Origin of the sequence: Nocardia concava NBRC 100430 (assembly GCF_000308815.1) — a bacterium.
Lineage (GTDB): Bacteria > Actinomycetota > Actinomycetes > Mycobacteriales > Mycobacteriaceae > Nocardia > Nocardia concava.
In genome coordinates this window covers 1-16,331 of record NZ_BAFX01000095.1, presented here as the reverse complement: position 1 = coordinate 16,331, position 16,331 = coordinate 1, and the positions used below count along the sequence as shown (strand labels likewise).

Genomic DNA, 16,331 nt, shown 5'->3' with positions numbered 1-16,331 from the left:
GTGAGATAACGACATCTGTCGCTATTCCACGGGAGGGGAATATGACTGATCCGGTGGCGAAGGGGCCCGATTTTCGAGAAGCGCACGACGAGCGCGGCGGTCCGGGGGCCGTGCTCGCGATCGTCTGTGCGGCATCCTTTCTGACTTTTCTCGACGTGTCGGTGGTCAATATCGCCTTTCCCAGCATTGCCGGATCCTTCTCCGGCACCAGGGAATCGGTGCTGACCTGGGTGGTCAGCGGCTACGGTGTCACCTTCGCCGCCTGCCTGGCCCCGGCCGGACGGCTGGCCGACGTGATCGGCCGGGGGCGGCTGTTCCTGGTCGGCCTGATCGCGTTCGTCATCACCTCGCTGGCCTGCGCGGTCGCGCCCACGGCCGCCCTGCTTATCGCGGCGCGGCTGCTGCAGGGCATCTCGGCGGCCGTGGTGGTGCCCGCCTCGATCGGCCTGCTGCTCGGCGCGGTCGATCCGGACAAGCGCACCAGCGCGATCGGAACCTGGACCGCCACCAATGGTCTCGGCGCGGTCCTGGGCCCCGTGCTCGGCGGCCTGCTGGTGGACCAGTTCGGCTGGCGCGCCATCTTCGCCATCAATATCCCGGTAGGTCTGATCCTGGTGCTGGCAGCCTTCCGGCTGGTTCCGCTGGCCCGCCCGAGCAATCGCGGCCCACTGCCGGATGTATTGGGCACCATCGTGTTCGCCACCGCCATCGGCTCCCTCGTCGCCGCCGTCACCCGCGGCCAGGACTGGGGCTGGCGTTCCCCGCTCACCCTCGCGCTGCTGCTCGGCGGCGCCGCCCTGCTGGGCCTGGGTCTGGTGCGCGCCCGCGTACACCACAGCCCCGCAGTGGATCTCGGCCTGTGGCGGGTCGGACTGTTCGCCCGCACCAGCGCCGCGTCGGCCGTCATCGGCCTGGCATTGTTCGCTCACATGCTGATGGGCCCGATCTTCCTGTCCATGGTCTGGCACTACTCGGTCATCAAGGCGTCGCTGGTGCTGACCATCGCCGCGGTGACCGCCATGATCAGCTCGGTGCTGGTCGGCAAGATTGGCACGGTCGCCAATGCCGGTCGCCTATCCGCCTTGGGCGCAATGCTTTTCGCCGCCGGGGCCGCCGTGCTGGGCACCAATGCCCTCACCGTGACCGACCGGCTCTGGACCGTCTGGGCACCCGCCGCCGCCGTCATCGGTCTCGGTATCGGCTTCGCCTTCACCGCCCTCGGCGTCTCGGCCTCGGCCGCGATCCCCGAGGACCGCTACGCCGCGGGCCTGGGCATGAACTTCACCGTCCGCCAGGCCGGCGGCGCGCTCGGCATCGCCATCCTCGCCGCGGTCATCTCCGCCCACGCCCCGCACCTGCTCGAGGCCGTCCACACCCTCTACCGCATCGAGGCGGTCGTGCTGCTGCTCGCGATTCCGCTGTGCCTGACCCTCAAGCCCGCGCCGGCCACCGAACCGCTGGCCGCGGCCCAGAGCCGGTGAGGAGGTCGACCGTGCCGCTGCTCATCTACCGCGCCGAGGTTTCGATCACCCGCCTGCGCGAGTCGACGTTGGAGACGCTGGGGGAGTCCTTCGACCGCGTCCGCTGCGAGGCGGTCTGGCTCGGCTGGGTGCTACGCACCTCCCTTCCGGGCGCGGCACCCGCGCGGCGCTCTCACCTGCGATTACACTCCGAGTCGGCTGTGCTCCACACATCGGAAACGGGAGTGGATCGGCATGCGGAACGCGCTCGAGGAAGACCTTGATCTCTCGGCACTCTTCACGCCGTCGGCGATCGGGACACTGCGATTGCGGAACCGGTTCGCCATGGCGCCGCTGTCGCGGTACGTGGCCCGGCGCGGGATTCCGGCCGCCGAATTGGGGGAGTTCTATCGGCGGCGGGCCGCGGGCGGAGTCGGGCTGATCATCAGCGAGGGCATCGCGGTCGGCGACTGCGCGGAAGCCGCCGGGCCGGGGGTGGCCGGAATCCGGGACGCGGGCGCGGTGGCGGCGTGGAAGTCGATCGTGGACGCCGTGCACGCCGAACGGGTGCCGATCTTCGCCCAGCTGATGCGCGGCGAGGGCCGGGGCTTCGAGTCCGACCGGACGGTCGCGTGTTTCGCGCAGGCGGCCCGGCAGGCGCGGGGCGCGGGCTTCGACGGGGTGGAAATCCATGGGGCGCACGGCATGCTGCCCGGACGGTCGGGCTTCGCGGCGGAGCTGGTGGCGGCGGTGCGGGCCGAACTCGGGCCGGGAATGCCGATCAGCTACCGGTTCTCGCAGTGGCAGGTCGATCGCTACGACGCGCGGATCGCCGCGACACCGGGGGAGCTCGAGGCGGTACTGGGTCCGATCGTGGATGCGGGGGCGGCCGCCTTCCATCCCTCGACGCGGCGCTTCGACGAGCCCGAGTTCCCCGAGCTCGGGGCCGCCAGCCTGGCCGGATGGACGAAGGCGGTCACCGGCCGTCCGGTGATCATGGTCGGCTCGATCGGCCTGTCCAAGCGCGGTGAGGCAGGGCATGCCGCGGATTCATTGCGGCCGTTGCTGTCTCGCTTCGAGCGGGACGAATTCGATATCGCGGCGGTCGGGCGGGCACTGCTGGCCAATCCGGATTTCGTAGAGCTGCTCCGCAGCGGCCGAACGGGTGATCTGGTGCCGTACGACGAGCACCGGCACAAGACCACCCTCGAGTGACCGTCAGCGGATCAGCTTGCCGGTGTTGGGATATTCCTGGATCCAGTGGAATGCCGGCCCGCGCAGGGGATATGCGGCCAGGTCCTGCCGATGCAGGGACACGCTGACCGGGCGGCCGTCGAGGCTGCCGTGCAGCACGAGCAGATCGGTCTCGGGCTGCTCATAGGTGAATGTGTAGCTGAACGGCGGCAATCCGCTCGGCGGCGCCTGCTCGGTCGGCGGCGGATCGGCCAGGGTGAGCGTGCCCGCACCGGTGTCCACGGTCGCGACGGCGGGAATCATCGAGTCGTCCATCTTCTGCACGGCCGCCTTGCGCGCATCGAAAACCACTCGCCGCCAGCGGATCTCGTCGGTGGTCAACGGCGGCAGCGGGTTCCCGTCCAGGCTGAACTCGGCGACGTCCCAGATGCCGTACAGCGGCGGTTGCGCCACGCCGCCGCCCTGATCGCGCCACCCCTCCCAGGCCATCAGCACGCCACCGAGCAGCACCCACACCGCCAGCGCGGCCGAGACCACCGCGACGATCCGGTTCGCCCGGCCACTCCGGAACAGCGCAGGTTGCGTCACCGGCTCCGAAGAGCGTTCCAGCACAAGGATGTTCGCCAGCCTGCGCGCCTGCGGTGCCAGCACGAACAGGCACATCAGCACCAGATGGAACGACAGCAGCTTGACCGGCACGTCGAAGGTCATGTTCAGCACGAACACCTGCAGCAGGCTGACCAGGCTCAGCAGCGCGCCCGCCGTCGCGGTGCGCGGCAGGAACAGCAGCAGCCCGCCGAGTATTTCGGCTGTGCCCAACAGCATTTCGTAGACCGGCGAGGACCCGACCTGATTCCACAGCACCGAGGTCGGGCTGAAGTCGCCGTAAGGTTGCAGCAGCGTGATGAGCGTGGGCCGCGGCATCTGCAGCGGAATCACCTTGGCCGCGCCGTACACCAGCATCTGCCCGCCCAGGCACAGCCGGATGAAGGTCAGGAACCAGGCGTGCAGCCGCGGGTAGGCGACCCGCCGCCGATCCAGCACCGACCACACCGCGGTCAGCACGACCGCGGCGGTGAACACACAGAAGATCAGCACCCACAGCGGGGCCTGATCGCCGCTGTAGGACTTGCGCAGCGGCGCGACCTCGGTGCCGAACACATGCGTGCTGACCACCCGCACGAAATCGTCGAGGGAGTCCATCTGCCCGCCGACCGCATCCGCCGCCAGCAGCGGGAACAGCGGCCCGGCGAACACCACCAGGATCTGCGCGAACAGCACGCACAGCAGCCCGAAATAGGCGACGCAGAACCGGAACGCCATCCGCGTCAACGGCTTCCACGGCGGCGGCCGCCACGGGGTGATGCCGCGGTATTCGCGATCGAGAACTTCGGTGGCGACGTTCGACATCCGGACCTCCGCCTTCCTGGTGGTCGACCGGCGCTGATGATGCCACCTGGGCCGATGGGTCCGACCGGCCGACACGCGATGGTTTGCGTGAATGTTGCCGAGTGCCCGCTCAGCAGCCAAGATGTGGCTTGGACTGCTCTTTCAGCGTGGCCGAGGATCCGACAGGAGCCAGGCGTATGCAGAGATCGGGAAGGAACTCGCTGGGAACGAACGCCCGCACGTTGGTCGACCTGTTGTCGATGCGAGTGCTCGAGACCCCGCGTCGTACGGCCTATCTCTTCGCGAACCATAAGGAAAACAGAGACGTTTTCGATTATCAGCGCCTGTGGGACCGTGTCGCCGGCCTGGCCGAACGGATCATCACCGAAACCACCCCCGGTGACCGTGTCGCCCTGCTGTGCCCACCGGGCCCGGATTTCGTGTGCGCGTTCTTCGCCTGCCTGACCACTCGCAGAATCGCAGTGCCGGTACACCTTCCGATGTCGGAGCGGCAGATCGCCACACTGCGCGCCATTCTGAGCGACAGCGGCGCGTCGGCGGTCATCGCGCCCCTGTCGCAGGTGCCCGTGGACGGCGCGCGCCTCGGCGACGATATCCGGATCATCGACAGCGACGACGCGGGCCGCGGCCTGGGCTTCGAACCGCTGCCCGATGCCGTCCCCGAACCGGAGGACATCGCGTTCCTGCAGTACACCTCCGGCTCGACCGGAACGCCCAAGGGTGTGATGGTCCGCCACCGCAACCTCATGCACAATCTGGGTGTCCTCCAGGCGAAATATCAACTCACGCCGAAGAATTCGATCGTCTCCTGGCTGCCGCCCTATCACGACATGGGCCTGATCCAGGGCGCGCTGCTGCCGATGTTCGTCGGTTTCCAGAGCACCCTGCTCTCGCCCATGACCTTCCTGCGCGATCCGCTGAGCTGGCTGCGCGAGATCGCCGCGGGCGAGCACGTCGTCGCGGGCGGACCGAATCTGGCCTACGGGCTGTGCGCCAAGCGGGTGTCGCCGGACGACGCCGCGGCCCTGGACCTGAGCGGCTGGGATATCGCCTTCGTCGGTGCGGAACCGGTCGACCCGGCCGTATTGCGCACCTTCGCCGACACCTTCGCGGTGAGCGGCTTCCGGGAGTCGAGCTTCGCGCCGATGTACGGCCTGGCCGAGTCCACCCTCTACGTCAATGGCGGCGATCGCGGCGCCGGGGCGCGGTCGAAGCGGTTTGCGGCGGCGGATCTGGAGAACGGCATCGCGATCGCGAAACCCGGTGGGCGCGAATTGATCAGCGTCGGGCCGGTCGGGCCCGAGGTGGCCGTGGTCGATCGCGACACCCGCAAGCGCTGCGGCGAGCAGTGGATCGGCGAGATCTGGCTGCGCGGCGACAGCATCACCGCCGGCTACTGGCAGAAGCCCGACGAGACCGCCCGCGCGTTCGGGGCGACCATCGAGGGCGAGGACGCGACATCATACCTGCGCACCGGCGATCTCGGATTCGTCTGCGACGGTGAGCTTTTCATCTCCGGGCGGATCAAGGAACTGATGATCGTGCACGGCCGCAATATCTTTCCGCAGGACATCGAGCGCACGATCACCTCCGCCCATCCGGCTCTGCGGCCCGGCGGTTGCGCGGTCTTCGCGGCGCGGATCGACGAGCAGGACCGGGTGCTGGTCGTCCAGGAGCTCAACGAGGACCAATCCGAATCAGCTGCCGCACTGGAGGATTCGATACGTGACATCGTCAGCCGCGAGCACGGCATCGGCGTGCACCGGGTCGTCTTCGTCGGCAAGGGAGAGGTGCCCAAGACCACCAGCGGCAAGGTCCAGCGCAGACAGCTGAGCGAGACCTATTCATCCGACACGGCATTCGAGGAGAGCGTGCTATGAGTACATCGCCCGAGACCGCGACCGTGCTGGACTTCTTCGTGGAATGGGCGGCCGATCGGCTGGATCGCGACGCGGTGGACCCGCACTCGCCGCTCACCTCGCTGGGCCTGGACTCGGTGAAAGCGGCCGAGCTGATGACCATTCTGGAGGACAAGTACGAAACGGAGATCACCGCCGAGGAGATCTTCGACGGACTGAGCCTGGCCGATGTCGCGGAGAAGGCCAGCCGGAACGGCAACGGGCACACTCCCGCCGACACCCCGCCGGTCTCGCGCGGCGACGATCGTCCGGCTCGCCGCGAGATGGATTTCAGCCTGCTGTTCTTCTCCAGCGACGCCCAGCGCCAGTCCCTGAGCCGCTATCACCTGCTGCTCGAGAGCGCCCGCTTCGCCGACGCGCACGGCTTGCGCGCGGTGTGGCTGCCGGAGCGGCATTTCCACTCCTTCGGCGGCCTCTACCCGAACCCGTCGGTGCTGGGCGCGGCGCTGGCCACGGCCACCGAGCGGGTGCGGATTCGCGCGGGCAGCGTGGTGCTGCCGCTGCACAATCCGATCCGGGTGGCCGAGGACTGGTCGGTGGTGGACAACCTGTCCAACGGGCGCGTCGATCTGGCCTTCGCCACCGGCTGGAACGCCGACGATTTCGTGCTCGCCCCCGACAATTACGCCGAGCGGGTCGAGATCACGCGCTCCGGCATCGAGACCGTGCAGCGACTGTGGCGCGGTGAGTCGGTCTCGCTGCCCACCGGCGCCGGTGAGCAGCGGTCGATCCGGATCTTCCCGGCCCCGGTCCAGCCGACCCTGCCGACCTGGCTCACCTGTAGCGGTGGCATCGAGCGCTTCGAGATGGCCGGTGCGCTGGGCGTAAACATCCTGACCGCCTTGCTGTTCCAGCAGGTCGACGAGCTGGCCGAGAAGCTGGCCGCCTACCGCGCCGCGCGGGCGGCGCACGGCCACGACGCCGACGCGGGGACTGTCACCGTCATGCTGCACACCTTCCTCGGCGCCGACGAGGCCACGGTCCGCAGGACCGTCGAGGGCCCGTTCAAGACCTACCTCGAGGATTCGGTGGACCTGTGGCGGCGCGGTTCCGAGGCCCTGGAGAGCCTGGACGAGAAGACCCGGGCGAAGGTGCTGGACTTCGCCTTCGAGCGCTACTACCGCAATAACGGACTGTTCGGCACCCCCGAATCCACCGCCCCGATGGTCGCGCGCCTGCGGGAGATCGGGGTCGACGAGATCGCCTGCCTGATCGACTTCGGCATCCCCGATGCCGAGGTGCTGACCGGGCTGGATTCGCTGGCACAACTCAAGAGCGTGGCGCTGTCCGCGTAGGAACTTCCACCGCCCCGAGACGCAGGAGCAGAATTTGACCGGGCCCAGTTCGGTTCCATTTCCGTTGTCCGCCGCGCAACAAGGAATTTGGTACGCGCAACAGCTGACCGGCTCGAATCCGATCACCAATGCCCTGTGTATCGATCTGCGCGGCGAGCTCGACGTCGAACTGCTCATGGCCTCGTTCTGGCAGGTGGCGGGGGAGTTCGGGGCCGCCCGGCTGCGCGTGATCGAAACCGAGGACGGGCCGCGGCAGGTGGTCGACCGGCCGCTGGACGAACCGACCCGGCTGCTGGATCTGCGCGGGGAATCGGATCCTGTTGCGGCGGCGCAGGATTGGATGCGTGACGAGTATTCGCGTCCCATCGATCTGCAACGCGATCGGCTGATCGCCACCGTTGTCCTGCGGGTGGAGGACGACCGCTGGTTCTGGTACCTGCGGGCCCATCACATCGCCATGGACGGCCTCGCCGCCATGACCCTGCTCGGCCGCGTCGGCGAGCTGTACACGGCCGCGGTCGAGGGTCGTGAAGCCCCGGCCGCGCGGATCCAGGGCCTCGCCGATCTCGTCGCCGCCGACGAGAAGTACCGTGCCTCGGCCCGTTTCGAGACCGACCGCGAATTCTGGCAGCATCAGCTCGACCACCTGCCCGCACCCGTCAGCCTGGCCGGTCGCAGCGGGCAGGCCGACGCGCACCCGATCTCGGTGAGCGGGGCGCTGCCCGACGAGACGGCCGAACTGCTCGCCGCCGTCGTCAAGGCGACCTCCGCGAATCCCGCGGTCCCGTACCTGGCGGCGTTCGGGCTGTTCCTGGGCCGAATGACCGACAGCGACGACATCGTGCTCAGCCTGCCGGTGTCCGCACGGGTCACCACCGCCGCGCTGCGGTCGGGCGGAATGTTGGCCAATACCTTGCCCTTACGCCTCACCATGGGTCCGCGCACCACGGTCGGCGAACTGATGGAGGCGACCCAGCACCAGCTGATCGAGGTGCTGCGCCGGCAGCGGTATCGGCAGGAGGACATGTTCCGCGATATCGGACGGCTCACGCCCCAGACCCAGGTCTTCGGGCCGTATGTGGATCTGATGATGTTCGACACCAGCGTCCGGCTGGGGCGGATCACCGGGCAATTGCAGGTACTCACACCGGGACTCGTCTCGGACCTGTCGGTGAGTGTGTACACCGGTGCCGGCGCCACCCGGGGTTCCACGGCCACCCGCATCGACTTCGTCGCCAACCACGACCTGTATACGCCCGAAGACATTGCGCGCCAACTCGATCGGTTCCTGCGGTTCTTCCATGACTTCGTGGCGGTGCTCAGTGCCGATCCCGCTACGCCCGTCCGGGATCTCGATCTGCTCGCGGCCGGGGAGCGCGAGCGCGTGCTGCGGCAGTGGAACGACACCACCGCGCCGATCGACACCTCCGACACTCTCACCACGATGTTCCGGCGACAGGCCGCCGCTACGCCCGCAGCCATCGCGATCACCGACGGCAACCAGCACCTCACCTACGCCCAGCTCGAGGCGGAGGCCCGACAGCTGGCGGCCATGCTGGCCGCACGTGGGGCGGGCCCGGAAAGCCTTGTCGCCCTGGCACTTCCCAAGGGCATTCCGCTGATCACCGCCCTGCTCGCCATCCTCGAGACCGGTGCGGCGTACGTGCCGCTGGACCCGACCTCGCCGCCCGAGCGAATCGCGTACATCCTCGCCGACGCCGCGCCCACGCTCGTCCTCGTCGACGGTCGTACCGCCGAGTTGGTCGCCGGGAGCGATGTCGCACGCCTGCGCATCGATATCGCCGACTCCAACGGCCATGGCTCCCTGGACAATCCGCACCCCGGTCGCCCGGGGACTGTCGCGTACGTCATCTACACCTCCGGCACCACCGGAAAACCCAAGGGCGTGGCCGTCACTCACGAGAACGCCGTCTCCCTGTTCCAGAGCACTCGGTCCTGGTGTGAGTTCGGACCGGGCGACGTCTGGACCTGGTGTCACTCACAGGCATTCGACTTCTCGGTCTGGGAGATCTGGGGTGCGCTGCTGCATGGCGGCCGTGTGGTCGTGGTACCCCGCGAGGTCGCGTACTCACCTGCGGAGCTGTGGGATCTGATCGTCGAGCAGGGCGTGACCATCCTCAACCAGACGCCGTCGGCGTTCTACACCCTGATCGAATCCCGCCGCGCCACAGTCGATGACGGATCCCGGCTGCGCATGGTGATCTTCGGCGGTGAAGCCCTGGACCCCACGCGGCTGCAGCGCTGGCCGATCCTCCAGCGCCCGGCCGCGCCCCGGCTGATCAATATGTACGGCATCACCGAGACCACCGTTCACGTGACCGAACAGGCACTCACGCCACAGCATTGGCGCGGTGACGCGGGTATCAGCCCGATCGGTGTTCCGCTGGCGAATCTGCGTGTGTACGTGCTGGATTCGTGGCTGCGACCGGCCCCGGTCGGCGTCGCGGGCGAGCTCTACGTCGCGGGCAACCAGGTCGCCCGCGGCTATCTGTCCCGCCCCGCGCTGACCGCGTCGCGGTTCGTCGCCGACCCCTTCGATCCGGCCGGTGGCCGCCTCTACCGCAGCGGTGACGTGGTGCGCTGGACCGAGGCCGGTGTGCTCGAATACCTCGGCCGCGCCGATGAACAGGTGAAGATCCGCGGCTACCGCATCGAGCTCGGCGAGATCGAATCCCTGCTCGCGGGCCAGGAGTGCGTGGCCGGGGCCGTCGTCACCACCCACACCGCCGGACCCGCCACCCCCGACGCGCCGCCGTCCACCCAGCTGGTCGCCTACCTGGTTCCCGATCCGCGCTTCGCTCCCGTCGCGGCGAAATGCCTGGAGCTGCAACGCCAGGGCGCGATCGCGGCCGCCGAACTGCACGAACTGCCCAACGGCATGCCGGTGGTGGGCCGCAACCGCTCGAATATCGAATTCCTCTACGAGGAGATCTTCGAGACCGAGGAATACTGCCACGGCGGCGTGACCATTCCCGGCGACGGCTGCATTGTCGATATCGGCGCGCACGTCGGCATGTTCTCCCTCTACGCCAAGCGGAAATCCCCGGGCGTCAAGCTGTTCGCGGTCGAACCGATGCCGGAGCTGCGGCGCATGTACGCGGCCAATGCGGCGCTGCACGACCTCGATGCCACGCTGGTGCCGTATGCGATCGGCGCGGAGGCCACCACCGACACCTTCACCTACTACCCGGAGATGTCGGTACTGTCGGGCCGCGGCACCGGCAGCCGCGAGCAGCACGACATCCTGCAATCGTTCGTGCACAGCGAATACCAGGCGGAGACACAGGATCTCGGGGATCGGCTGGTCGATCAGATGATCGCAGACCGTCTCGACTGCGTCCAGGTCGACGTCCCCATCCGGACGCTCTCGCACATCATGGACGAGTACGGGATCGGCCATATCGATCTGCTGAAGCTCGATGTGGAGGGCAGTGAACTCGATGCCCTGCACGGTATCGAGGCCCGGCACTGGCCGCTCATCGACCGGATGGTCATCGAGGTCAATGATGTCGAGTATCGGCTGGCCCGCATCGAGGAGCTGCTGCGGCACCACGGGTTCGAGGCCGAGGCGCGGGTCTCGCCGAATGTGATGGGCACCGACCTGCACATCGTGTACGCCGTTCGCCCGCACACGCGTACCCGAGCGGCCGGGGAAGTCGATGCCGCCGAGCTGCTCGTGCCGAACGAAACCTGGAGTGCGCCAGGAGCTCTCGGCGCACTGATGCGGGAACGGCTGGGCGAACGACTGCCCGGCTACATGGTCCCCGATGTCGTGATGGTGCTGGACTCGCTGCCGCTGACGGTCAACGGCAAGGTGGACAAGGCGGCGCTGCCCGAACCGGTAGTGGCCCGCGCGTCCTATCGCGCGCCCGCCACACCCGTGGAGGAGGTCGTGGCGACCGTCTACGCCGAGGTGCTCGGCGTGGACCGGGTGGGCGTCGATGACGACTTCTTCGTACTGGGCGGGAACTCGCTGTCCGCCACACGTTTGTCGGCCCGGCTCTCGGAAGGTGTCGGCGTCCCCGTCGCGGTCCGGGATGTCTTCGAGGCCTCGGTGGTCGGAGCCCTGGCCGACCTGCTGACGGCGCGGGTCGCGGATGCGCCCGCCGCCGAGGAGGGTCCGCGCCTGCGCCCGCAGATGCGGCCGGACCTGGTGCCGCTGTCGTTCGCGCAGCAGCGCATGTGGTTCGTGAACCGGTTCGATCCGGAGTCGATCGCCTACAACATTCCGATGGTCATCCGGCTGTCCGGGGCGCTGGATACGGCGGCTCTGGCGGCGGCGGTGTGGGATGTGCTGGAGCGCCACGAGGCGCTGCGGACCAGGTATCCGGAGTCGGATGGGGTGCCGCATCAGGTGGTGGTGCCGATCGAGGAGCTTGCCGCGGCGGCCGATCTGGATCTCGCCACTATCGAGGTGGACGAATCCGGGCTGGCGGCGGCGCTGTCCGCGGTGGTGTCGGCGGGATTCGATGTGGCCGAACAGGTTCCGCTGCGCGCGCGATTGTTCTCGACGAGCTCCACCGACTTCGTCCTGCTGCTGGCGGTGCATCACATCAATGCCGACGGATTCTCCATGGCCCCGCTGGCCCGTGACCTGGCCGCCGCGTACGTCGCCAGGCACGATGGGCGGCAGCCGAATTGGCGACCGCTGGCCGTGCAGTACGCCGACTACGCCCTGTGGCAGCGGGAACTCGCGGGCACCGCCGAGGACCCGACCTCGCTGCTCGCACAGCAATTGCAGTACTGGTCAGGCCAACTGCGCGATTTGCCCGAGGTCCTGGAGTTGCCCTCCGATCGACCCCGCCCGCCTGTCGCCTCGCATCGAGGTGCCACCCATACCTTCGTGCTCTCTCCGGCCGTGGTGGAAGGTATGCAGGCGCTCGCGCAGGCCCGTGGCGTGACGGTGTTCATGATCTTCCACGCGGCCCTGACGGTCGTGCTGTCCAGGCTGTCGGGCAGTGTCGATATCGCCGTCGGCTCGCCGGTGGCCGGGCGTGGAGCGGCCGAATTGGACGAGCTGATCGGCATGTTCGTCAATACCGTCGTGCTGCGTGCCCGGGTCGACGAGGCGCGGCCGTTCACCGACCTGCTCTCCGATATCCGCGGCATCGACCTGGATGCCTTCGCGCACGCGGAGGTCCCGTTCGAACAGGTCGTGGAGACCCTGGATCCGCCGCGCAGCCAGGCGCACCACCCGCTGTTCCAGGTGATGCTGGCGTTCCACAATCTCGATCAGGCCCGGCTCGAACTGCCCGACGTGGTGGTGACGGCCGCCGGCGCGGAGACCGGGATCGAACGGTTCGATCTGACCTTCACGCTGACCGACGCACCCGATCGCGACGGCGCGATCCCGGTGGATTTGAGCTATGCCACCGACCTTTTCGATCCGGGCACGATCGCGGCGTTCGCCGGACGGCTGCAGCGGGTGCTGCGCGCCATCACCGAGGAACCGGGCGTGCTGGTGCGCGATATCGATGTGCTGACCGCGCCCGAAAGGGATCGGCTGGTCCATGCGTGGGGCCGAAATGGCAAGGGCGCCCGTCCGGCCGCCGTGACGCTGCCCGCCCTGCTGGCCGCCGCGGTCGCCGCCAACCCGGACGGCGACGCGATAGTCGCGGGGGAGCGGAGCCTCTCTTATCGCGGCCTCGACGCGGGATCGAATCGACTGGCGCGCAGCCTGATCGGGCGTGGGATCGGTCCCGAATCGGTGGTCGCGATCGCCCTGCCCCGATCGCTGGACTGGGTGCTGGCCGTCTGGGCGATCGCCAAGACCGGTGCGGCGTTCCTGTCGCTGGATCCGGCGCATCCGGAGGAGCGAAACCGGTTCGTGTACAGCGACTCCGGGGCCGATTGCGTGGTGACGCGCGGGTGGGCCGGGGCCGCGGGACTCGATGCCCAGGTGATCGATCTCGACACCCTCGACCTGTTGTCCGGGCTCAGTGCGGCAGCCGTTTCCGACGCCGACCGGCACACGCCGGTGCGGGTCGACAATACCGCCTACGTCGTCTACACCTCGGGCTCGACCGGACGCCCGAAGGGAGTCGAGGTCACCCACACCGGACTGGCCGCCCTGGTGGCCGACCACGTCGACCGGTGCGCGGTGGACACGGAATCCCATGTGCTCGCGGTGGCCGCACGCACCTTCGACGCGGCGATCCTGGAACTGCTGCTGGCGGTCTCCGGCGGTGCCACACTCGTGGTCGCGCCACCCGAAGCCTATGGCGGACAGCCGCTCTGGGACTTGCTGCGCGAACACCGCGTCAGCCACGCCTTCCTGACCCCGGCGGTCGCCGCGTCCCTGGATCCGGCCGGACTCGACGACTTGCGGATCCTGCTGACGGGTGGCGACCAGTGCACCTCCCGGCTGGTGAGCCGGTGGGCACGGACCGACGCGTCGGGTATGCGCCGGGTCCACAATCTGTACGGCCCCGCCGAGGCGACCATTTGGGCGACCGGCTCGGAGCTGCTGCCGGACAGGCAGATTCGAATCGGTGCACCCATCGCGGGCATGAACGTGGCGGTACTGGACGCGTGGCTGCGGCCGGTGCCGGTGGGTGTGGTCGGTGAGCTGTATGTGTCGGGTCCCGGTGTGGCACGGGGCTATCGGGGTCGTGCCGGACTGACGGCTTCGCGATTCGTGGCCGACCCGTTCGGTGCGCCCGGCGAACGGCTCTATCGAACCGGCGACCTGGTCCGCTGGACCGTCGCCGAATCCGGTTCGAGCGATGGCGTTCTGGAGTTCGTTGGCCGCTCAGACTTCCAGGTGAAGGTGCGCGGGCAGCGACTGGAACTGGGCGAGATCGAGGCCGCGCTCTGCGCGATGGAGGGGATCACGCAGGCCGTGGCCGTCGTCCACACCGCCGAGGATGGTGCGCGGCTGGTGGGCTATGTGGTGGGCCGGGATATCGATCCGGAGCAGGTTCGGCGGTACGCGAGCGACCGGCTCCCCGCGTACATGGTGCCCGACCTGGTGATGGTGCTCGACGAATTGCCCTTGACCGCAACGGGAAAGATCGACCGCCGGGCGCTGCCCGAACCGGTCTTCGCGACGCGTGGGTTCCGTGCGCCGTCCACGCCGGTCGAGGAGATCGTGGCCGGGGTCTTCGCCGAGGTGCTCGGGCTGGACCGGGTCGGCGCCGACGACGATTTCTTCGCCCTGGGCGGGGATTCGATCGTCTCGATCCAGGTGGTGTCGCGGGCGCGTGCGCTGGGCGTGGTGTTCGGGCCGCGCGATGTGTTCGCGCAACGGACCCCGGCTCGTTTGGCCGGACGCGCGCGGATCGCGGGCGAGGGCGTCGAAGGATCGGGCGAGCTGCCCGGCGGCGGGGTGGGGGAGCTGCCGTTGCTGCCGGTGGCGCGGTGGATGGTGGACTGGGGCAAGGGATTCGGGCGGTTCCAGCAGCACGTGGTGGTGCCGGTGCCCGCCGGGGTCGACGAGGCGGGTGTGCTCGCGGCGATCGGCGCGCTGCTGGACCGGCACGACATGCTGCGGTCCCGCTTGCGCCGCACCGAGGCCGGGGAATGGTCGCTGGTGGTGGGACAACCGGGAACCATCGACGCTGCTGCGGTATTGGTGCGCGGCTCGGACCTCGAAGCCGAGGCGAATAACGCCGCCGCGCAACTGGATCCGCTCGCGGGCGCGATGGTCCGATTCGTGTGGCAGGCACCCGACCGGTTGCTGATGATGGCCCATCACCTGGTGGTCGACGGCGTCTCCTGGCGAGTGCTGGTGCCGGACCTGCTCTCGGCCCTCGAACAGATCCGGGCGGGCGGTACTCCGGTCCTGGCTCCGGTCGGAACTTCGATGCGGCGCTGGGCGCATGGGTTGGTGGAAGCCGCCGAGGCCCGGCAGGGTGAGCTGGCGCTGTGGCAGTCCATGCTGACAGGGGGCGATCCCCTTTGGGGCGGAAGAGAATTGGATCCGGATGTCGACACCGTCGCGACGTTGGAGGAGGTGCGGGTCGAACTGCCGGAGCAGGTGACGCGCGGCCTGCTGTCCCGGGTGCCGACGGTGTTCCACGGTGAGGTCAATGACGGGCTGTTGGCCGCCCTGGCCGTTGCCGTGCGCATGTGGCGCAGCCGACGCGGTATGGACGATCCGTCGGTGCTGGTCCGCCTGGAGGGCCACGGACGCGAGGAGCAGCTGGTTCCCGGCGCGGACCTGTCGCGCACCGTGGGCTGGTTCACCTCGATGTTCCCGGTGCGGCTGGATCTGACCGGAGTCGACCTCGAGGACCTTGCCGCAGGTGGGGATTCGGCGGCGGCCGCGGTGCTTTCGGTGAAGGAATCCCTGCGATCGATCCCGGACAAGGGCATCGGCTACGGACTGCTGCGCTACCTGAACACGGAGACCGCGGCGTCCTTGCCGGACACCATGCCGGGCCGGATCGGATTCAACTACCTGGGCCGGATCACGGCGGCCGACGCCGGGGCGAGCGGAATCCAGGACGGCTCAGCCGAATTGGCGATCACTCCGGATCCCGAGATGCCGGTGACGCTGGCCGTGGATATCACCGCCATTGTGGTCGACGAGCGGCTGCAGGCGCGCTTCCGCTTCCCGCGCACCCTGCTCGAACCCGTCGACGTCGACGAGTTGGCGACATTGTGGGCCCAGGCCCTGACGGCGATCACCGAGCATGCCGAAACCCCCGGCGCGGGAGCGCATTCACCCTCCGACTTCGACCTGGTATCGCTGACCGCGCCCGAGGTCGCCGCACTCGACCGGGCGTATCCGTCGCTGACCGATATCTGGCCGTTGACCCCCTTGCAGGCGGGCCTGCTGTTCCACACCGGGCTCACCGATACCGTCGAGCCGGACGCCTATGTGGCGCAGCTGGTTCTGCGCCTGTCGGGCAGCCTGGATGTGAATCGCCTGCGGACCGCCGCGCGGGCGCTGCTGGAACGGCAACAGATCCTGCGCACCGCGTTCACCACCACGAGCAGTGGCACGAGCGTGGCCGTGGTCTGTGCCGACGTCGAATTGCCATGGCAGGTAGTCGATCTCACGAATCATGCCGATGCCAACACCGCAT

6 protein-coding genes are annotated in these 16,331 nt (G+C 68.7%); 5 read left to right on the top strand and 1 reads right to left on the bottom strand.

The features are described 5' to 3' along the window. Nucleotides 1-41: 41 nt before the first annotated feature. Together ON43_RS21695 and ON43_RS21690 are read left to right on the top strand one after the other, a co-directional pair. Nucleotides 42-1,481 carry an MFS transporter gene (locus ON43_RS21695; RefSeq protein WP_051178881.1) on the top strand — a complete coding sequence of 480 codons (1,440 nt, stop codon included), beginning with the start codon at nt 42-44 and terminating at the stop codon, nt 1,479-1,481. A gap of 234 nt (nt 1,482-1,715) precedes the next feature. Continuing rightward, nucleotides 1,716-2,675 carry an oxidoreductase gene (locus ON43_RS21690; RefSeq protein WP_040810262.1) on the top strand — a complete coding sequence of 320 codons (960 nt, stop codon included), beginning with the start codon at nt 1,716-1,718 and terminating at the stop codon, nt 2,673-2,675. Between the two features lie 3 nt (nt 2,676-2,678). On the opposite strand, the gene ON43_RS21685 is transcribed toward ON43_RS21690, so the two are convergent. Then, complete coding sequence (locus ON43_RS21685) at nt 2,679-4,064, bottom strand: hypothetical protein (RefSeq protein ID WP_040810260.1); 1,386 nt, start codon at nt 4,062-4,064, stop codon at nt 2,679-2,681. 176 nt (nt 4,065-4,240) lie between these two features. On the opposite strand from ON43_RS21685, the gene ON43_RS21680 reads away from it, so the two are divergent. The 3 genes from ON43_RS21680 to ON43_RS42675 form a co-directional block, all read left to right on the top strand. Next, the gene (locus ON43_RS21680) at nt 4,241-5,944 is read left to right on the top strand and encodes a fatty acyl-AMP ligase (RefSeq protein WP_083913596.1); all 1,704 of its coding nucleotides are present in this window, start codon (nt 4,241-4,243) and stop codon (nt 5,942-5,944) included. Then, nucleotides 5,941-7,278, top strand: coding sequence for a MupA/Atu3671 family FMN-dependent luciferase-like monooxygenase (locus ON43_RS21675; protein WP_063712592.1), 1,338 nt, complete (start codon nt 5,941-5,943; stop codon nt 7,276-7,278). The genes ON43_RS21680 and ON43_RS21675 overlap by 4 nt, the downstream gene beginning before the upstream one ends. A gap of 34 nt (nt 7,279-7,312) precedes the next feature. Further along, nucleotides 7,313-16,331, top strand: a 9,019-nt coding sequence (locus ON43_RS42675; RefSeq protein ID WP_157514135.1) for a non-ribosomal peptide synthetase, incomplete at its 3' end; no start/stop codon positions are given.